The 18,727-nt window shown below is 62.8% G+C and carries 18 protein-coding genes; 15 read left to right on the top strand and 3 right to left on the bottom strand.

The window, feature by feature from the left end; translation table 11 throughout:
• Nucleotides 1-22: 22 nt before the first annotated feature.
• On the bottom strand, nt 23-922 hold the full coding sequence (rsgA, locus tag WA983_RS04750; protein ID WP_424247427.1) for a ribosome small subunit-dependent GTPase A: 900 nt from the start codon (nt 920-922) through the stop codon (nt 23-25).
• A complete protein-coding gene (locus WA983_RS04745) occupies nt 915-2,159 on the bottom strand; it encodes a M48 family metallopeptidase (protein WP_424247426.1) in 1,245 nt (414 codons plus the stop codon). Before WA983_RS04745 ends, rsgA begins: the two co-directional genes overlap by 8 nt.
• A gap of 55 nt (nt 2,160-2,214) precedes the next feature.
• Between WA983_RS04745 and orn the strand changes: the two genes are divergently transcribed.
• From orn to WA983_RS04710, 7 genes are all read left to right on the top strand, one after another.
• A complete protein-coding gene (gene orn / locus WA983_RS04740; protein ID WP_424247425.1) occupies nt 2,215-2,760 on the top strand; it encodes an oligoribonuclease in 546 nt (181 codons plus the stop codon).
• A gap of 83 nt (nt 2,761-2,843) precedes the next feature.
• Nucleotides 2,844-3,281, top strand: coding sequence for a holo-ACP synthase (acpS, locus tag WA983_RS04735; protein ID WP_424247424.1), 438 nt, complete (start codon nt 2,844-2,846; stop codon nt 3,279-3,281).
• Entirely contained in the window at nt 3,278-4,354 is a 1,077-nt protein-coding gene (gene nagZ, locus WA983_RS04730; RefSeq protein WP_424247422.1) for a beta-N-acetylhexosaminidase, read from the top strand. The genes acpS and nagZ overlap by 4 nt, the downstream gene beginning before the upstream one ends.
• Complete coding sequence (gene uvrC / locus WA983_RS04725; protein WP_424247420.1) at nt 4,317-6,140, top strand: excinuclease ABC subunit UvrC; 1,824 nt, start codon at nt 4,317-4,319, stop codon at nt 6,138-6,140. Before nagZ ends, uvrC begins: the two co-directional genes overlap by 38 nt.
• 18 nt (nt 6,141-6,158) lie before the next feature.
• Nucleotides 6,159-6,725 (top strand): CDP-diacylglycerol--glycerol-3-phosphate 3-phosphatidyltransferase, encoded by a 567-nt coding sequence (pgsA, locus tag WA983_RS04720; protein WP_424247418.1) that lies wholly within the window; start codon nt 6,159-6,161, stop codon nt 6,723-6,725.
• A gap of 262 nt (nt 6,726-6,987) precedes the next feature.
• On the top strand, nt 6,988-8,193 hold the full coding sequence (locus tag WA983_RS04715) for an AAA family ATPase (protein ID WP_424247416.1): 1,206 nt from the start codon (nt 6,988-6,990) through the stop codon (nt 8,191-8,193).
• Between the two features lie 10 nt (nt 8,194-8,203).
• The gene (locus WA983_RS04710) at nt 8,204-9,835 is read left to right on the top strand and encodes a VWA domain-containing protein (protein WP_424247415.1); all 1,632 of its coding nucleotides are present in this window, start codon (nt 8,204-8,206) and stop codon (nt 9,833-9,835) included.
• 4 nt (nt 9,836-9,839) lie between these two features.
• Here the strand turns inward: WA983_RS04710 and queF are convergent, their stop codons facing one another.
• Nucleotides 9,840-10,670 carry an NADPH-dependent 7-cyano-7-deazaguanine reductase QueF gene (gene queF / locus WA983_RS04705; protein ID WP_424247414.1) on the bottom strand — a complete coding sequence of 277 codons (831 nt, stop codon included), beginning with the start codon at nt 10,668-10,670 and terminating at the stop codon, nt 9,840-9,842.
• Between the two features lie 405 nt (nt 10,671-11,075).
• Here queF and aceA point away from each other — a divergent pair, with 405 nt between their 5' ends.
• From aceA to ccoG, 8 genes are all read left to right on the top strand, one after another.
• A complete protein-coding gene (gene aceA, locus WA983_RS04700; protein WP_424247412.1) occupies nt 11,076-12,395 on the top strand; it encodes an isocitrate lyase in 1,320 nt (439 codons plus the stop codon).
• 283 nt (nt 12,396-12,678) lie between these two features.
• A complete protein-coding gene (locus WA983_RS04695) occupies nt 12,679-13,641 on the top strand; it encodes a hypothetical protein (RefSeq protein ID WP_424247410.1) in 963 nt (320 codons plus the stop codon).
• Between the two features lie 4 nt (nt 13,642-13,645).
• The gene (gene ccoS / locus WA983_RS04690; RefSeq protein WP_424247409.1) at nt 13,646-13,807 is read left to right on the top strand and encodes a cbb3-type cytochrome oxidase assembly protein CcoS; all 162 of its coding nucleotides are present in this window, start codon (nt 13,646-13,648) and stop codon (nt 13,805-13,807) included.
• Nucleotides 13,808-13,894: 87 nt separating this feature from the next.
• Nucleotides 13,895-15,376: a cytochrome-c oxidase, cbb3-type subunit I gene (gene ccoN / locus WA983_RS04685; RefSeq protein ID WP_424247407.1), complete on the top strand. Its 1,482-nt coding sequence runs from the start codon at nt 13,895-13,897 to the stop codon at nt 15,374-15,376.
• Nucleotides 15,377-15,386: 10 nt separating this feature from the next.
• Nucleotides 15,387-16,040: a cytochrome-c oxidase, cbb3-type subunit II gene (ccoO, locus tag WA983_RS04680; protein ID WP_424247405.1), complete on the top strand. Its 654-nt coding sequence runs from the start codon at nt 15,387-15,389 to the stop codon at nt 16,038-16,040.
• Nucleotide 16,041: 1 nt separating this feature from the next.
• Nucleotides 16,042-16,218 (top strand): cbb3-type cytochrome oxidase subunit 3, encoded by a 177-nt coding sequence (locus WA983_RS04675; RefSeq protein ID WP_376813720.1) that lies wholly within the window; start codon nt 16,042-16,044, stop codon nt 16,216-16,218.
• Complete coding sequence (ccoP, locus tag WA983_RS04670; protein WP_424311676.1) at nt 16,211-17,113, top strand: cytochrome-c oxidase, cbb3-type subunit III; 903 nt, start codon at nt 16,211-16,213, stop codon at nt 17,111-17,113. Before WA983_RS04675 ends, ccoP begins: the two co-directional genes overlap by 8 nt.
• A 97-nt stretch (nt 17,114-17,210) precedes the next feature.
• On the top strand, nt 17,211-18,716 hold the full coding sequence (gene ccoG, locus WA983_RS04665) for a cytochrome c oxidase accessory protein CcoG (RefSeq protein WP_424247277.1): 1,506 nt from the start codon (nt 17,211-17,213) through the stop codon (nt 18,714-18,716).
• The last annotated feature ends 11 nt before the right edge of the window (nt 18,717-18,727 follow it).

Below are 18,727 nucleotides of genomic sequence, written 5' to 3'. Positions count from 1 at the left end.
CCCCCGGCCCCGGGTCACTGGGCTAGTATCGCCGTGCCGCCTCGTTTTCCGCCAGGATCCGCATGTACAGCGCATGGCGCTCGGCGCGGACCTCGCCGCGTTCGATGGCGGCCAGCACGCCGCAGCCCGGTTCGTGGCGGTGGGTGCAGTTGTAGAAGCGGCATTCAGCGATCGGTTCCGCGAATTCCGGGAAACCCTGCTCGATGTCGTGGGCGCTCAGGTGCTGCAGGCCGAAGGCCTGGAAGCCGGGCGAGTCGATCAGGCCGCCGCCCCCGGGCAGGGGGTAGAGTTGTGTGCGAGTCGTGGTGTGGCGGCCGGTGCCCAGGGCTTCGGAATGCGCCTGGGTCGCCGCCAGCGCCTCGGGCACCAGCGCGTTGAGCAGGGTGGACTTGCCCATGCCGCTTTGGCCCAGCAGCAGCGTCAGGCGGTCCTGCAGGTGGGGACCCAACAGATTCTGGACCTGCGTCGTGTCCAGGGCGCTGAGCATCAGGACGGGCGTGCCCAGGGATTCTACGGTCGCCAGCCGCGCGCGGGCGGCAGCGGCGCCGGGCAGGTCGGCCTTGTTCAGCACGATCAGGGCGGGCACCCCGGCGCTGGCGGCCGCCACCAGGGCGCGGCCCATCAGGTCGTCGGAAAACTCGGGCTCGGGGGCCAGCACCAGCAGCAACTGGTCGATGTTGGCGGCGAACTGCTTACTGCGCTGGGCATCAGAGCGGTAGAACAGATTGCGGCGTGGCAGGATGTCGAGGATGACGCCTTCCTGGCGGCCTTCGGGGCGCACGCGCACCTGGTCGCCCACGGCGGGGCCGGCCTTCTTGCCCCGCGTGTAGCACTGGCGCCGGCTGCCGTCCTCGATCTCGACGTCGTAGTGGCGTCCGTGGGCGGCAACGACGCGGCCTCCCAGCGCAGCGGGTTCAGCCATCGCGCAGATGCGCGATGCGCACGGGGGCCGGCGGGTGGCTGTCGTACCAGGCGGAATGGATCGGGTCCGGCGTCAGCGTGGCGGCGTTGTCGTCATAGAGCTTGACCAGCGCGCTGGCCAGGTGCGTCGCGCCGCATTGCTGCACCGCGTAGCGGTCGGCCTGGAATTCGTCGCGCCGCGACAGCAGGCTGGCGATCGGCGTGGACCAGAACGTCAGCACCGGCAGGGCCAGCATGAACAATACCAGGGCCAGGCCGTCATTGGGCCGCCCCAATTGCGGGATGACGCCCAGGCCGGTGTAGAACCAGAGCTGGGTGGACAGCCAGGCCAGCAGGTGCAGCAGCACGCCGGCCGTCACGAAGCTGACGATGATGCGCCGCAGGATGTGGCGGTGGGCGAAGTGGCCCAGTTCGTGGGCCAGGACGGCCTCGACCTCGTCGGTGTTCAGGCGCGAGAGCAGGGTGTCGAAGAACACGATGCGGCGGTGGCGGCCGAACCCGGTGAAATAGGCGTTACCGTGGGCGGAGCGCCGCGAACCGTCCATGACGAACAGGCCCGACAGGCCGAAATGGCAGCGTTTGGCCAGGGTGTGGATGCGTTCGTCCAGCTCGGGGTCGTTCAGCGGGGTGAAGCGGTTGAACAGCGGGGCGATGAAGCTGGGGTACAGCCACAGGACCAGCAGATTGAAACCCACCCAGACGCCCCAGGCCCACCAGGCCCAGTCGGTGCCGGCGGATTTCATGATCCACAGGATGGCAGCCAGCAGCGGGACGCCCAGCACCAGGGTGACGGCCAGCATTTTGAGGGCATCGGAGATGAACAGGCGAGGCGTCATGCGGTTGAAGCCGAAGCGGGCTTCCAGGCGGAAGGTGCGCCAGGCGGAAAAGACCAGTCCGACGGCCCCCAGCAGGGCCAGCACGGCACCGACCAGGGCCATCTGGCGCCAGAGTTCGGATTCGATGACGGAGCCCAGCATCAGGTCCAGGGTCTGCAGGCCGCCCAGCAGGGTCAGGGCCAGCAGCACGCCGGCCTCGACGATGCGTTCGACCATGGACAACTGGGCGCGGGCCACGGTGTAGTCGGCGGCTCGCTGGTGGCTGTGCAGACCGATGCGGTCGGCGAAGACGGCGGGGACCGCGTCGCGGTGCGCGAGCACGTGGCGGATCTGTCGGCGCGCCAGCCAGTAGCGCAGGAGCAGGTCGCCCATCAGGCAGGCGAGAAACAGGATGGTCAGCATGTCCGTCCGGCCAATGTGCGAAAATCGGTTCTTTGCAAGCAAAGGATTATAGGATATGGCTGCGAACGATCAGCGCCTGATCTGGCTGGACATGGAAATGTCGGGTCTGGACCCCGAAAAAGAGCGTGTCCTGGAAATCGCCATGGTCGTCACCGAACCCGATCTGACGCCGGTGGCGCAGGCGCCGGTGCTGGTGATCCACCAGGACGCCGCCGTGCTCGACGGCATGGACAAATGGAACCAGTCCACTCACGGCAAGAGCGGTCTGATCGACAAGGTCAAGGCCTCGACCCTGACCGAATCGGACGTCGAGGACATCCTGCTGGGATTCCTGGCCCCGCTGGTGCCGGCCGGCAAATCGCCGATGTGCGGCAACACCATCGGCCAGGACCGCCGCTTCATGGTCAAGTACATGCCCCGGCTGGAGGCGTACTTCCATTACCGCAATCTGGACGTCAGTACGCTCAAGGAACTGTCCCTGCGCTGGAAGCCCGAGGTCTATCGCAGCTTCGTCAAGGCCAGCAAGCACGAGGCCCTGGCCGATATCGAGGAATCGATCAACGAGCTCAAGCACTACCGGGAACATTTCATCCGGCTGTGAGGCTGTGACGGCAGCCTGCCGCAGACCGCGCCTCGGGCGTCGGCCGCAGGCATGCCCATCGACGTTTCTTCGGAGGTCTTCCTGTGTCCACTGGAGCCATCGCCGGCATCGGCACCGATCTGCTGCGGGTCGAGCGCATCGAGCGCATCTACGCGCGGCACGGTGACCGCCTGGTCCACCGCATCCTGGGGGCGGACGAGCAACTCGTGCACGCCCGCCGCCGGGCACGTGACCCGCGCCGGGGCATCCTCTATCTGGCGACCCGCTTCGCGGCCAAGGAAGCCTTCTCCAAGGCGATCGGGCTGGGCATCCACATGCCCATGACCTGGTCGCGGGTGCAGATCCTGAACCGACCCGGCGGGGCGCCCGAAATCCGCCTGTCCGGCCCCCTGGCCGACTGGTACGCCACTCGTTTCGGCCGGGCGCACGTGTCCATGACCGACGAGGCCGATATCGTGTCGGCCTTCGTCGTCATCGAGGCGCTGCCCTCCGTGCCTCATCCCAAGGAAACCCCAGCATGACCACGCCACAGCATCCGCTTCCCGGCGATCGCTCCCCCCAGGCCCCCGGCCCCGTCATGGTCGACGTGGCCGGGCTGGAACTGACCGACGCCGAACGCGCGCGCCTGCGCCATCCCCAGGTCGGGGGCGTGATCCTGTTCGCGCGCAATTTCGCCGACCGGGCCCAACTGACCGCGCTGTGCGCTGCGATCCACGATGCACGCGACGAGCCCCTGCTGATCGCCGTGGATCACGAAGGCGGCCGGGTGCAGCGTTTCCGTACGGACGGTTTCACCCCGCTGCCGGCGATGCGGGTCTTCGGCCAGTGGTACGACCGCGATCCCCAGGCGGCCCTGCGCGGGGCGACCGAAACCGGCTTCGTGCTGGCCAGTGAATTGCGGGCCTGCGGCGTGGACTTCAGCTTCACGCCCGTGCTGGACCTGGATTACGGGGTCAGCGAGGTGATCGGCAACCGGGCGCTCCACGAGGACCCGGTGATCGTGGCCCTGCTGGCCCGCGCGCTGGTCCAGGGCCTGTCCCAGGCCGGCATGGCGGCCTGCGGCAAGCATTTTCCCGGTCACGGCGCGGTGGCGGCCGATTCCCACCTGGCGATTCCCGTGGACGAACGGCCGCTGGACGAGATTCTGGACGCGGACGCCGCGCCGTACCGCTGGCTGGGCGACCTGGCGCTGCCGGCCGTGATGCCGGCCCACGTCATCTATCCCCGGGTGGCGCCTGAACCGGCCGGGTTCTCGCGCCGCTGGGTGACCGACATCCTGCGCGGTCAACTGGAATATGACGGTGTGGTGTTCTCGGACGACCTGACGATGGAAGGCGCGAGCGTGGCCGGCGACATCCATGACCGGGCCCGGGCCGCGCTGGAGGCCGGCTGCGACATGGTGCTGGTCTGCAACCGCCCCGATCTGGCCGACGAACTGCTGACGGCGCTGGCGGACCGCTCTCTGGACCCTCAGGCCGTGCGCCGCATCCGGCGGCTGATGCCGTCCCGGCCCGCGCCCGACTGGACGGGGCTGCTGTCCGATCCGAGGTATCTCCGTGCCCGAAGCCTTCGATCTGAAAACCTTTCTATCTGATCTGCCGCACCTGCCGGGGGTCTACCGCCACATCGACGCGCAGGACGAGGTCCTGTACGTCGGCAAGGCGCGCGACCTGAAGCGACGCGTCAGTTCGTACTTCCAGAAGTCCGGCCACGGTCCGCGCATCGAGCACATGCTGGCGCGCGTGGTGCGCACCGAGATCACGGTCACGCGCACCGAGGCCGAGGCCCTGATCCTGGAAAACAACCTGATCAAGCGCCTCAAGCCCCGCTACAACATCCTGTTCCGGGATGACAAGTCCTATCCCTATCTGCACCTGACCGCGCACAAGGCCCCGCGCATCGTGTACTACCGGGGCAGCACGCATGGCCCGGGCCGCTTCTTCGGCCCCTATCCCAATTCCTGGGCGGTGCGCGAAACCATCCAGATCCTGCAGAAGGTCTTTCGCCTGCGCACCTGCGAGGACAGCGTCTACGCCCACCGCACGCGCCCCTGCCTGCTGTATCAGATCGGCCGCTGCTCCGCGCCGTGCGTGAACCTGATCTCGCCGGAGGACTACCAGGCCGACGTCGAGCGCGCCATCCGTTTCCTGGAAGGCCGTGCCAGCGAGGTCCTGGAGGACATCGAACGGCGCATGACCGCCGCCGCCGAACGCCAGGACTTCGAGCAGGCCGCCGCGCTGCGCGACCAGATGCGCGCGCTGGCGAAGGTCCTGCAGCAGCAGACCATGGAACAGGTGGGCGACGACAGCGCCGACATCATCGCGGTGGAGCTGGCGGGCGGACGCGTGTGCGTCAATCTGGCCATGGTGCGAGCCGGGCGGCATCTGGGTGACAAGCCTCTGTTTCCCACCCAGGCGCAGGATGAATCCGCCGAGGAAGTGCTGAGCGCCTTCGTGGCCCAGCACTATGCCGACAATCCGGCCCCTCCCGTGCTGGTGTGTTCGCACGCCCTGTCCGACCCGGATCTGGCGCCGCTGCTGGCCGAACAGCACGGTCACCGCATCCGGGTGCTGACCCGTCCCCAGGGCGCGCGCCGCGCCTGGCTGGAGCAGGCGCAACGCAACGCCCGGCTGGCGCTGGCGCAGCGCCTGTCCGAATCCAGTGCGCGCGAGGCGCGCACCCGGGCGCTGGCCGTGGAACTGGACCTGGACACGGACGACGAAGCGCTCGATGCCCTGCACATCGAATGCTTCGACATCAGCCATACGGCAGGCGAGGCCACCCAGGCGTCCTGCGTGGTGTACCGCCATCACGCCATGCAGCCCTCCTTGTACCGGCGATTCAACATCGCCGGCATCGAGCCGGGCGACGATTACGCCGCCATGCGCCAGGCGCTGACGCGGCGCTACGCGCGCGTGGCCGACGGTGAAGCCGAGATGCCCGACGTGGTGCTGATCGACGGGGGCGAGGGCCAGGTCGGGATCGCGCGCCAGGTCTTCGTCGAACTGGGCCTGGACGTCAGCCGCATCGTTGGCGTGAAAAAGGGCGATCACCGCAAGGTCGGCCTGGAGACCCTGGTCTTCGTCGATGGCCGGCCCTCGGTCGCGCTGGGCGTGGAGTCCGCCGCCCTGATGCTGGTGGCGCAGATCCGCGACGAGGCCCACCGCTTCGCCATCACCGGCATGCGCGCCAAGCGGGCCAAGGCGCGCAACGTCTCGCGCCTGGAGGACATCGAGGGCGTGGGCAAGCAGCGGCGTCAGAACCTGCTGGCGCGCTTCGGCGGGTTCACCGGTGTGGTGGACGCCAGTATCGACGAACTGCGTGGCGTCGAGGGGATTTCCGAGGCGCTGGCCGAACGCATCTATCACGCCCTGCGGTAGGGTAGTATTACGCCTATCATGCCGTTCAATATTCCCATCGCCCTGACGTGGCTGCGCATCGCCATGATCCCTTTGATCGTGGGCCTGTTCTACCTTCCGGATCCCTGGACGGCGGGCTGGCGCGATGGCGTTGCGGCCATTGCCTTCATCGTCGCCGCTGTCACCGACTGGTTCGACGGCTGGCTGGCGCGGCGCTGGAACCAGACCTCGGCCTTCGGCGCTTTCCTGGACCCGGTGGCCGACAAGCTGATGGTCTGTGCGGCGCTGCTGATCCTGCTGCACCTGGGCCGCGTCGATTCCCTGATCGCCCTGGTGATCATCGGCCGGGAAATCACCATTTCCGCCCTGCGTGAATGGATGGCGAAGATCGGCGCCAGCAGCAGTGTGGCCGTTCACCGGCTGGGCAAGTTCAAGACCGCCGCACAGATGGTCGCCATTCCCTGCCTGCTGTACTGGCAGCCCCTGGAGGGCATCCCCCTGCGCATCATCGGCCAGATCCTGATCGTGGTTGCCGCGATCCTGACCGTCTGGTCGATGTGCTACTACCTGAAGAAAGCCTGGCCGGAAATCCGCGCCCGGGCCTGAGCTTCTCGATACAAGAGATAGCCTCGCGTGCGCCTTGGCTGGCGGATCGAGCTTCGTCGAAATCTTCCCTTTGATCGGTTCGCTGGTATGGCGCAGTCGGATGCACTTGCATGCGTCGCCTCGGTTGGGCCATGCGCGTGATGTATGATCTGGTAGCTTTTGCGAAAGATTCGTATAGAGTCGCACGTGTACAGGGCGACACAGTCTGTCGCAGGCTTCATCTATGGTCTGGGTCTGTGCTCATGATCCTGATTCGACAGTCATGAAAATGCGCCTCAGGCAGCGGGCCTGGACGTTTTTTGATTTCTCTCATACGCATCCCATGGAAACTAAGGCCAAACTGAAACTGTTGCTCGATGAGCTGAACGCTGGATTGATTGAGCGTGACGATGCCATGAAGATGGCGCTGTTGGCATTGCTAGCAGGGGAAAACATAGTGTTGATCGGTCCCCCAGGGACTGGGAAAAGCATGCTTGCCCGGAGGGTTCGAGACTGCCTGGCGGGGGACCAGGATGCTCAGTATTTTGAGTATCTTCTCACCAAATTTTCCACCCCAGAAGAAATATTTGGACCGCTGTCGATTAGTGAGCTTAAAAAAGACCGGTTCAAGCGCAATACGCAAGGATACCTGCCCAGTGTACAGGTTGGATTTCTTGATGAGATTTTCAAAGCCAGTTCATCGATCCTCAATGCGTTGCTGACCATCCTCAATGAGCGAAAATATCATAACGGCGCGGAGACGCAGAACGTGCCCCTTCAATCGCTGATTGCCGCTTCCAATGAATTACCCGACGGCCAGGGGGAATTGTCAGCATTTTATGACCGTTTTCTGATCAGAATTTTCGTGGATTATGTCAGTGAGGAAAACCGGATAAAGCTGCTTGAATCATCTTTTGATGATTCAGATGATCTTGTGAGCGATGATCATAAGCTCACGATTGAAGATATCGAGCATATTCGTGAGACGGCGCGGAGTGTCGAGCTTCCTCAAATCATTACAGAGGTTTTGCAAGATATCTGGGCGCGCTATCAAGAAGCCTTCAAGGAGGATCGTCGTGAGGTTCTCTCGGATCGGAGATTGGTCAAGGCAGTCCATTTGCTGAAAATTTCGGCAGTCGCCAATGAGCGTAGAGAGGTCGATCTTTCGGATGTATTTCTTCTTAAAAATTGTCTATGGAATGATCCGGAAAATAGAGAGAAAGTGCAGGAAATAATTTTCTCGTCGCTGCGTAGATTTTCTTCGGAGACTTTGGAGGGGCAGCTAAATAGTCTGCAAGGGCGGTTAAATAATCTGCAAAGGTCTGTTACTTTGGGATCGATGATTGCTGATAAATCTATGGCCTGGCCTTTTAGAGAGCAGGATTCTGGGGCTTTGAATCGGGCGCAGGAAGATGCGGTATCTCGGTTTTTGAATCAAGCGCAGGGGGATGTTTTATCCCAGCAGTTGCGTGACAATATCTGGATATAAGGGATCTTGAATGTTTGGTGTTCCCTTAATTCATCTTTTGTGGAATTCGTTTTTAACAAAAAATATCAAATATTTTATTGATAGCAAATTTCGTGATCCTGTAGTCCCGGTGCCGGGCAGTGTGCTTTATTGTGATCTGCTGGGTGCTGTAGAACATTCTGGGATTTATGTTGGAAATGGAGAAATTTCCAACATAGAGGTCACAGGTATTGCGGAGAGCGAAGTAAAGCGATGCGGTGCAAGAAGCTTTACCTCTAAGGCGCTGATGAACAGAAAAATTTACGTTTCATGTGACGAATATGGAGCGGTGGGTCATCAGGTACCGGCTGATGTGGCTGAGCAGAGCATAGGGCAGCGCAGTTTTTACGGTTTGGTGATTAAAAATTGTCACCAGTTTTCTGAAAAATGTGTTAATGCCCTGAATGCCGATCACGACGGTAGGGGTACGATTTCGAAGATCATTGATCGATTTGATTTGACAACCATTGAGCCGACGGTGGCCTCGTTAAAGGCTGCCGCAGCCACGAGGTTGGGTGCGACGAAATGGCGCCTATGGGACTGGCAAAACCAAGGTCAGGAAGATGGCTCCGACGAATTGGCGGAGCCTGACTGGGACGCACACAATGAATTCTTCGAGAACCAGCCACTGGATCCTGGGTTTTATGATCGTTTGCGGGAAGAACGCCGAATCGCTGCGGATTATTTACAGGAAATCTCTGACGAACCTATCCCCGAAAATGTCCTGGAGCGTCTGCGTGCCTTCCATCAAACCTTGAGCGACGTTGCCGAAAAATATGAAGAAGTCGTGGATTTTCTGGCAATCTGTCCTGGAGCGAAATTCTCTTATCATGATTTGCAAGAGTGTGGGGATGATTTTTCGGCCTTGGCGAAGCTGATGCTCAACAATGCCGCGATCCGCAGTCTGGCGGACAAGATGGGGCGCAACCATATTTCAGAGGAAAAAAAGAAACGATCCCGTGTGCCGCGTGCCAGTCGTAGCGAAGTCCACGGTACGCATCGCAGCGATGATCTGATGCGGATGCTGCCCAGCGAATTGCTCAATCTGGAAGACGAAACACTGGAAGTCTTGTTTTACGCACGCGTACTGGAAAAGAACCTGATTTCCTATGAGCTGAGCGGCACACAGCGCTCTCCTGAAGAAATCCTGGAACAGCAGAACAAGCGGACCGGCCCGGTGGTTGCCTGTCTGGATACCTCAGGCAGCATGCAGGGGGCACCGCTGCGGAAAGCAAAAGCGCTCTTGTTGGCGATCTTCAGCATGCTCAAGAAAGAGGACCGGTCACTGCATGTTCTGCTATTCGGTGCCTCCGGTCAGATTCGTGAGTTTTCCGCAGATGCTGAAAATAATGCGGTGGGCTTGCTTGGGTTTCTGCAGCAAGGCTTTGGCGGCGGCACGGATTTTGAAACGCCGCTCAGACGGTCGCTGGAAATCATCGGTGATTCCAAGGACTATCTCAAGGCGGATATCTTGATGATATCGGATGGCGATGCGATGCTGCCGGACGATTTTACGGCCTATCTGAAAAGAGAGGCCGCCAGGCTGGATTGCAGCATTTACTCGGTGCTCTGCAATGGCACCAGAGTCGAGGATCAGTTCAGCGACGAAGTCGTGGTGCTGTAGCCGCCTACTGCCGCAAGGTCCGTGTCTGCCCGATGTCGGTCGGCTGAAAATTCGCCCGCCAGGGGTTGATGTCCAGCCCGCCGCGCCGGGTGTAGCGTGCGTAGACCAGCAGTTCCTCCGGCGCGCAGCGCGCCATGATTTCCCCGTAGATCTTTTCCACGCACAGTTCGTGGAATTCCTGGTGGCGGCGCAGCGACACGATGTAGCGCAGCAGCCCGGCGTGGTCGATGCGCGGGCCGGCGTAGCGGATCTGCAGGCTGGCCCAGTCCGGTTGTCCAGTGACCGGGCAATTGGATTTCAGCAGTTCGGACACCAGGTTCTCCCGCACGAAGGGGGCGGGGTCCGACAGGGTCAGGCTGTCGGGGCAGGGGGCCTGGACAGCCTCGAACTCCAGATCCTGGTCGTCGATGGACGTGCCGCGCAGTGGCGTGCAGCTCAGCTCGAAAGCGGGCCGCACTGACAGGATTTCCACATGCACGGGTTTGTCGCAGGCCCGGGACAGATCCATATGCAGACGCTGGCGGACGATGTCCGCGTATTCGAAGCGTTCTTCGTTATAGCTGTTCAGATAGAGCTTGAGCGACTTGGATTCGATCAGGCAGGCGCTGTCCATGGGCACGGTGAAGCGGCCGATCGCCACGACCGGCTTGCCCTTGGCGTTCAGCCAGGACAGTTCGTAGGCATTCCAGATGTCGGCACCGCAGGTCGCCTGGGGCAGGTTCAGCCCGGCGCGCGTTTCGGCGCGGGTGATCGGGAACAGCAGAGTCGGGTCGTAGTGTGTGGAACCCGGCGTGGAACGCCCCAGTGGGCTGGCGGAAAGAGAATCGGGATTCATGGCGTGGCGCGAAGGGCGGTCCGGTGTGCGGTGGGTGGGGGCGCATGCCCGAGGCTCCGCGAGGGGGGCAGCGTTTCATTTTACTGCCGCCGACGCTTCGAATGTCGTGGTTTCCGTAGTCTCTGTGAGAGCGCCAGGCCGGCCGGAATCGATGGGTCGGGGAGCGGATTTTCATATCATGGCATTTTATTTTCATGATGTGGAAATAAAATGCTGCGGCGCAGGTTTCCTCTTTTCATTGTCAGAAATATAATTTCATAACATGGAATGTCGATTGTATATATCTGATTTAATTGATGAAAATTTTGTGTCTTATATAAGATATAAGTCATGTGTGCGGTGCATCATCGGCGTAGACTGTGTCTCATCGATACCCCATTTTTCTTCTCTCTCAGGAGCATCACCATGACCTCTCGCGAAACCGAAGTGCGCAATCTTCAACGCAGCTGGGCCGAAGACGCCCGCTGGCAAGGCATCAAGCGGGGCTACGGCGCCGACGAAGTGGTGCGGCTGCGCGGCTCTGTGGTGGTGGAACACACGCTGGCGCGCCGCGGCGCCGAACGGCTGTGGGATCTGCTGCATACGGAAGACTATGTCAATGCGCTGGGCGCGCTGACCGGCAACCAGGCCATGCAGCAGGTCAAGGCCGGCCTGAAGGCCATCTATCTGTCGGGCTGGCAGGTGGCGGGCGATGCCAATATCGCCGGTGAAATGTACCCCGACCAGTCGCTGTACCCGGCCAATTCCGTGCCCAGCGTGGTCAAGCGCATCAACAACTCCCTGACGCGTTGCGACCAGATCCAGTGGATGGAAGGCAAAAACCCGGGTGACGAGGGCTATATCGATTACTTCGCGCCGATCGTGGCCGACGCTGAAGCCGGCTTCGGCGGTGTGCTCAACGCCTTTGAACTGATGAAGTCCATGATCGAGGCGGGCGCCGCCGGCGTGCACTTCGAAGACCAACTGGCTTCGGTGAAGAAATGCGGCCACATGGGTGGCAAGGTGCTGGTGCCGACCCGCGAAGCCGTGGCCAAGCTGGTGTCGGCCCGTCTGGCGGCCGATGTGCTGAACGTGCCGACCCTGCTGGTGGCGCGCACCGACGCCGAGGCCGCCGATCTGCTGACCAGCAACATCGACGAGAACGACGCGCCCTTCGTGACCGGCGAGCGCACCGTGGAAGGCTTCTACCGCACCCGCGCCGGCCTGGATCAGGCGATTTCCCGTGGTCTGGCCTACGCTCCCTATGCCGATCTGATCTGGTGCGAGACCTCCACCCCCAATCTGGAATATGCGCGCAAATTCGCCGAGGCCATCCACCGCCAGTTCCCGGGCAAGATGCTGTCCTACAACTGCTCGCCTTCGTTCAACTGGAAGAAGAACCTGGACGACGCCACGGTGGCGAAATTCCAGCGCGAACTGGGCGCCATGGGCTACAAGTTCCAGTTCATCACGCTGGCCGGCTTCCATGCCCTGAACTACAGCATGTTCGAACTGGCCCACGGCTACGCCCGTACACAGATGAGCGCTTTCGTGGAATTGCAGCAGAAGGAATTCGCCGCCGCCGACAAGGGCTTCACCGCCGTCAAGCACCAGCGCGAGGTCGGGGTGGGCTATTTCGACGCCGTGACCCAGACCATCGAAGGCGGCCAGTCGTCCACCACGGCGCTTTCCGGTTCGACCGAGGAAGCCCAGTTCGATCAGCCGAAGGAAACGCAGGCGGCCTGATCACGATAGTTTGAGAGAGGACGAGGTGGGACGGCCGGCAGTCCCTTGAGGGCAGTCGGCAGCCTGACGAGTCGGAGCGGCTTGCAAGCCGCGACGTGGGGTAGGTGGGACTGATCCTGCGGACTGTCACGAGTCTGGCAAGTGAGGAGGACGTTCCCCTCGGTGTGCTTTGGGGAAGGCTCGCGCCTTCCCGTTTTTTTATAGTCTGCCCGGTGGCGGGGTCTTGCGGCGGCTATTGATCTGTGTCAAGGTTCGCGGGTGGCAGGCTGGCTATAGTCCCCCTATGCGCGCTCCTTCCCTTTTTACTCCCCCGCCGAACATGACCGACACCATGCGTCATGAGCGGCGCCACATGCTGGCTCGCACCGGGTTGGCATGGCTGGTGATGATGCAGGTCATGATGCTGGCCTTCCCGGGCTACCTGCGTCATGGCGCGCGCGCACCCGACGCCCAGCAGTCCCTGGATCAGGCCATCGTGCTGATGAACTGGCTCAGCCTGATCCTGTGCGTGCCTCTGGTCCTGTACTGCGCCTGGCCGGTCTGGCGAGGCGCCTGGCGCTCCCTGTCGCGGCGGCGCATCGGCATGGACGTACCGGTGGCGCTGGGCATCCTCGCCGCCTTCGTGCCCAGCGTCATCGCCACCTGGCGCGACGTGGGCGAGGTCTATTTCGATTCGGTCTCCATGTTCGTGGCCTTTCTGCTGACGGCCCGCTTCCTGGAGGCCTGTGCCCGCCAGGCCGTCAGCGGCCAGCCCCACGAGGGCCAGGATACCGAATTGCTGCGTTCGGCCGATCGTCTGGCTTTCTGGTTCGTCTGCATCCAGATCCTGCTGGCCATCCTGGTCGGCCTGTACTGGTGGCAGGTCCAGCCTGGCCAGGCCGTCGCCGTGACGGTTGCGCTGCTGGTCATGAGCTGCCCCTGCGCTCTGTCCATGTCGGTACCGGCGGCCCTGGCGGCCCGCCACACGGTACGGCTGCGCGCGGGCGCGGACGGGGTGCGCGATCCCGCCGCGCTGGATTGCGCCATGCGGCGCATCGCACGCCAGAATCTTCACGGGTCCCTGGCCTGGCATCTGCTGATGACGCCCCTGGCGGCCTGCGGCTGGGTGCAACCCTGGGTGGCCGCCATCACCATGCTGCTGTCGTCCCTGGCTGTTGCGGCCAATGCCTGGCGTTTGACTCGACCCGCAGCGGCCGGCACGGCCCGGCAGCCGGACGTCCGGCCGGTCGGCACCGTTCCGGGCTGAGGCCATGGACTCGCTGTTTCTGCTTTTGCCGATTTCCCTGCTGTTCGTCCTGGGGATCGGCGTGGCGTTCTGGTGGGCGATCTTCGCCGGCCAGTTCGACGACACCCGGGATGCGGCCGCCGCGATCCTGGACGATGACGATCACGCTCACCCCGATGCATCTTGACTTGGATCAAGGATGTTTCGGGGCGGGTGAGAGATTATTCTGCTTTTCAAAAATTCATGTCTTAACCTTGTTCTGAGGGGAACGCTTATGGGCACGACCGGTACAGCCGGAACACCGGCCGAAACCTTCAACTACGGCGTCGTCAGACAGTTCACCATCGCCACGATCTTCTGGGGCGTGGTCGGGATGGCGGTCGGCGTGCTGATCGCATCGCAACTGATCTGGCCGGAGTTGAACTTCAACACGCCGTGGCTCAGCTACGGTCGGCTGCGGCCGCTGCACACCAACGGGGTGATCTTCGCCTTCGGCGGCAGCGCCCTGTTCGCCACGTCCTATTACGTGGTGCAGCGTACCTGTCAGGTCCGTCTGTTCTCCGACAAGCTCGCCGCCTTTACCTTCTGGGGCTGGCAGGCCGTGCTGGTGGGGGCCGTCATCACCTTGCCGCTGGGCTATACCTCGACCAAGGAATACGCCGAACTCGAATGGCCGATCGACATCCTGATCACGCTGGTCTGGGTGGCCTACGCCGTCGTGTTCTTCGGCACCATCGCGAAACGCCGCGTCAAGCACATCTACGTGGCGAACTGGTTCTTCGGGTCCTACATCCTGACCATCGCCATCCTGCACATCTTCAACAACCTGGAACTGCCGGTGTCGATGTGGAAGTCGTATTCCGCCTATGCCGGGGTGCAGGATGCCATGGTGCAGTGGTGGTACGGCCATAACGCCGTGGGCTTCTTCCTGACCACCAGCTTCCTGGGCATGATGTACTACTTCGTGCCCAAGCAGGCCGGCCGCCCGATCTATTCCTATCGCCTGTCGATCGTGCACTTCTGGGCGCTGGCCTTCACCTACATGTGGGCCGGTCCGCACCATCTGCTGTACACGTCTCTGCCTGACTGGACCCAGTCGCTGGGCATGGCGTTTTCGCTGATCCTGCTGGCGCCGTCCTGGGGCGGGATGATCAACGGCATCATGACGCTCTCGGGCGCCTGGCACAAACTGCGCACCGACCCGATCCTGAAGTTCCTGGTGGTGTCGCTGTCCTTCTACGGCATGTCGACCTTCGAAGGCTCGATGATGTCCATCCGCACGGTCAACGCGCTGTCGCACTACACCGACTGGACGGTCGGCCACGTGCACGCCGGTGCCCTGGGCTGGGTGGCGATGATCACCTTCGGCTCGCTGTACTACCTGATTCCGCGTCTGTACGGCCGTGACAGCATGGCTCGCCCGGACTACATCAATCTGCACTTCTGGCTGGCGACGCTGGGCGTGGTGCTGTACATCGCTTCGATGTGGATCGCGGGCGTGATGCAGGGCCTGATGTGGCGTGCCACGGGCGAGGACGGCACGCTGACGTACAGCTTCGTCGAGGTCGTGAAGTCCACCTATCCGTTCTACACCATCCGCATGATCGGCGGCCTGCTCTTCCTGGCGGGCATGGGTCTGATGGCCTGGAACACCTGGCTGACGGTGCGTGGCCAGCCCCGGGTCAACCCGGTGGTGCCCCTGGATAGCCCGGATGCCCACGCTGCCCCTCAATCCGCCGTGCCGGCATCGGCCTAAGGAGTTGACCATGTCTGGTACCAAAAAACGCTTCACCCATGAAATGCTGGAGCGCAACGTCGGTCTGCTGATCATCTTCAGCATTCTGGTGGTGTCGTTCTCCGGCCTGGTGCAGATCATCCCGCTGTTCTTCCAGCATTCCACCACCACGGCGGTCGAGGGCGTCAAGCCCTACGAGGCGCTGCGGCTGATGGGTCGCGACGTCTACATCCGCGAAGGCTGCGTGGGCTGCCACTCCCAGCAGGTCCGCACGCTGCAGTCCGAGGTCCAGCGCTATGGCCCGTACTCGATCGCTGCGGAATCGGTCTACGACCACCCCTTCCTGTGGGGTTCCAAGCGCACGGGGCCGGATCTGGCCCGCGTCGGTCAGCGTTATTCCGACGAATGGCACCGCATCCACCTGCGCAATCCGCGCGACGTGGTCAAGGAATCCAATATGCCGGCCTATCCCTGGCTGCAAAAGAACACGGTCGAAGGCGCCGACGTTCAGGAACGCATGAAGGTGCTGCGCACCCTGGGCGTGCCCTACACGGACGAAGAAATCGCCGCCGCGCCCGAGCAGCTCAAGGGCAAGACCGAGGAAGACGCGATCGTGGCCTATCTGCAGGGTCTGGGCGTGGGCGGGCGTGCCGCCGCACAGAAAGTCATGGCCGGGGAGCACTGACATGCTAGGCCTCATCAACGGGATCATGACGCTGCTGGGGATGGCGACGTTCGCCGGCATCGTGTGGTGGGCCTGGTCGACGCATCGCGCCGAGGCCAATCGGCAGGCGGCGCTGCTGCCTTTCGCCTTGCCCGAGGAATATCAGAACGACAAGAATACCGGGGAATCAAATGAGTGATTTCGTCAGCAGTTTCTGGAGCTACTACATCGCGGTCATCGCGCTGGGCGGGATCGCCTGGTGTGTTTGGTTGCTGTTTTCGCAGCGCGCCTGGCTCAAGCGCGACGTTCAGCAGGTCGAGGACACCGGCCACGTTTGGGATGGCGACCTGACCGAACTGAACAATCCGGTGCCGCGCTGGTGGACGGTCATGTACCTGCTGCTGTGCATCTTTGCGCTGGGCTACCTGGTGCTGTATCCGGGACTGGGCACCTGGAAGGGTACGCTGGGCTTTACGGCTGGCAAGCAGGTGCTGCAGGAACAGGAAGCCCTCAATGCGCGCATCCAGCCCGTATATGAACGTTTCCGTGACATGCCGATTCCGGACATTGCGCGTGACGATCAGGCCCGGGACATCGGCCAGCGGCTGTTCCTGAACAACTGTGCCCAGTGTCACGGTTCGGACGCCAAGGGCAGCCGCGGCTTTCCCAACCTGACCGACAGCGACTGGCTGTACGGCGGCTCGCCGGAACAGATCCAGCAGACCATCACCGAAGGCCGCCACGGCGTGATGCCGCCCTGGAGCGCGGCGATCAAGCCCGACGAGGCTTCCGCCATCGCCCAGTACGTCCGCTCCCTGTCCGGGCTGGCCCACGATCCGCTGCGCGTCAATGCTGGCAAGCGCGGCTTCGACACCTACTGCGTGGCCTGCCACGGCATCGACGGCAAGGGCAATCAGGCCCTGGGTGCCCCCAACCTGACCGACGATGTCTGGTTGTACGGCAGTTCCGAGGCCACGATCGTCGAGACCATCCTGAATGGCCGCGACAATCAGATGCCGGCCCAGAAGCAGAACCTGACGCCCGAGCAGATCCGTCTGCTGACGGCCTGGGTCTGGGGCCAATCCAACCGCTAGCCAGCCAGCCGGCCGGCCCCACCGAGGGCCGGCCGACCGACGACTCCCATCCTAAGGGCCTGTCACACAGACCAGTCATCGACGAACAGAGGACACCATGCAGAAGGAACCCCCCCAGCAGGCCGCAGCGCAGCCGTCGAGCGACGCACCGGCCTGGCAGCCCGTGCGCAGGATACGCAAGGGCTCAGGGGGAGGCACCTCGCCCCAGGTCGAGAAGGCGCTGGCCGAGGTCCGCTCGAAGATCTACCCTCGGTCCGTCCAGGGGCATTTCGCGCGCATCCGTGTGCTGATGGTGTTCCTGACCCAACTGATCTTCTACGGCCTGCCCTGGATCGAATGGCACGGCCGTCAGGCCGTGCTGTTCGATCTGGGAGCACGCAAGTTCTATCTGTTCGGCATGGTGCTGTGGCCCCAGGACGTGATCTACCTGGCGGTGTTGCTGGTGCTGTCGGCCTTTGCCCTGTTCCTGTTCACGGCCATGGCGGGGCGCCTGTTCTGCGGCTACGCGTGTCCGCAAACGGTCTATACCGAACTGTTCATGTGGATCGAGACCCGGGTCGAGGGCGACCGCCTGGCCCGCATCCGCCTGGACGAGCAGCCCTGGAATGCCCGCAAATTGCGCCTCAAGGCGACCAAGCACTTCCTGTGGGTGATCCTGGCCTTGTGGACGGGCTATACCTTCATCGGCTATTTCGCGCCGATCCGTGAGCTGGGCACGCACCTGATGGCCTTCAATCTGGGGCCCTGGCAGTGGTTCTGGATGTTGTTCTATGCCTTCGCCACCTGGGGCAACGCCGGGTTCATGCGCGAGGCCGTCTGCAAATACATGTGCCCCTACGCGCGCTTCCAGAGCGTGATGGTGGATGACGACACCTTCGTCGTGACCTATGATCACGTGCGCGGCGAACCGCGCGGCGGGCGCTCGCGCAAGATCGACCACAAGGAAGCCGGCATGGGCGATTGCGTGGACTGCAGCCTGTGCGTGCAGGTCTGTCCGACCGGCATCGACATCCGCGACGGCCTGCAGTACATGTGCATCGGCTGCGGGGCCTGCGTGGACGCCTGCGACACGGTGATGGACAAGATGGGCTACGAGCGCGGCCTGATCCGCTACACCTCAGGCAATGCCATCACCCAGCGATTGACTCAGCCGCAGGTGCGCCGCCGCATGCTGCGTCCCCGCGTGCTGGCCTATTCGGCTCTGCTGGGGGCCATCGCGATCGCATTCGTGTTCTCGCTGGCCACGCGCACGACCTTGCGGGTGGACGTGATCCGCGATCGGGGCGCCTTGGGGCGCGAGGTTGCCGGCGGCCTGATCGAAAACGTCTACCGGCTGCAGATCATCAATTCGGCCGAAGATCCGGTCGAGCTGGATCTGCGTGCCACGGGTGTGCCCGGCCTGACCCTGCAAACCGCCGATCAGGGCGCGACCCAGGTGCGGGTGGACGGCTCGGCCAACCGGCTGGTGCCGATCGTGCTGCGGGCGCCGGCTGACGGACTCAAGCCGGGGCTGTACGATATTCAATTCGAGACGACCGGTACGCGGGATTCTGGCGAAGCTGCCTCGGTGATCGAGCAGTCCAGCTTCTACGTACCGAACTAAGAGGAAAACGA

Origin of the sequence: Castellaniella sp. (genome assembly GCF_049650445.1) — a bacterium.
In the GTDB taxonomy this organism is placed as follows: domain Bacteria; phylum Pseudomonadota; class Gammaproteobacteria; order Burkholderiales; family Burkholderiaceae_B; genus Castellaniella.
Note: the sequence above shows the minus strand (reverse complement) of the source record. Positions and strands in the feature narration are given on the sequence as shown.

Bases quoted from the DNA above. Each gene is read 5' to 3' on its own strand.
- pgsA (WP_424247418.1), top strand. From the start codon at position 6,159: ATGCCGTTCAATATTCCCATCGCCCTGACGTGGCTGCGCATCGCCATG.
- queF (WP_424247414.1), bottom strand. From the start codon at position 10,670: ATGAATCCCGATTCTCTTTCCGCCAGCCCACTGGGGCGTTCCACGCCG.
- aceA (WP_424247412.1), top strand. From the start codon at position 11,076: ATGACCTCTCGCGAAACCGAAGTGCGCAATCTTCAACGCAGCTGGGCC.
- ccoS (WP_424247409.1), top strand. From the start codon at position 13,646: ATGGACTCGCTGTTTCTGCTTTTGCCGATTTCCCTGCTGTTCGTCCTG.
- WA983_RS04675 (WP_376813720.1), top strand. From the start codon at position 16,042: ATGCTAGGCCTCATCAACGGGATCATGACGCTGCTGGGGATGGCGACG.
- ccoG (WP_424247277.1), top strand. From the start codon at position 17,211: ATGCAGAAGGAACCCCCCCAGCAGGCCGCAGCGCAGCCGTCGAGCGAC.
- ccoN (WP_424247407.1), top strand. From the start codon at position 13,895: ATGGGCACGACCGGTACAGCCGGAACACCGGCCGAAACCTTCAACTAC.
- orn (WP_424247425.1), top strand. From the start codon at position 2,215: ATGGCTGCGAACGATCAGCGCCTGATCTGGCTGGACATGGAAATGTCG.
- nagZ (WP_424247422.1), top strand. From the start codon at position 3,278: ATGACCACGCCACAGCATCCGCTTCCCGGCGATCGCTCCCCCCAGGCC.
- WA983_RS04710 (WP_424247415.1), top strand. From the start codon at position 8,204: ATGTTTGGTGTTCCCTTAATTCATCTTTTGTGGAATTCGTTTTTAACA.
- WA983_RS04715 (WP_424247416.1), top strand. From the start codon at position 6,988: ATGAAAATGCGCCTCAGGCAGCGGGCCTGGACGTTTTTTGATTTCTCT.
- ccoP (WP_424311676.1), top strand. From the start codon at position 16,211: ATGAGTGATTTCGTCAGCAGTTTCTGGAGCTACTACATCGCGGTCATC.
- WA983_RS04745 (WP_424247426.1), bottom strand. From the start codon at position 2,159: ATGCTGACCATCCTGTTTCTCGCCTGCCTGATGGGCGACCTGCTCCTG.
- WA983_RS04695 (WP_424247410.1), top strand. From the start codon at position 12,679: ATGCGCGCTCCTTCCCTTTTTACTCCCCCGCCGAACATGACCGACACC.
- rsgA (WP_424247427.1), bottom strand. From the start codon at position 922: ATGGCTGAACCCGCTGCGCTGGGAGGCCGCGTCGTTGCCGCCCACGGA.
- ccoO (WP_424247405.1), top strand. From the start codon at position 15,387: ATGTCTGGTACCAAAAAACGCTTCACCCATGAAATGCTGGAGCGCAAC.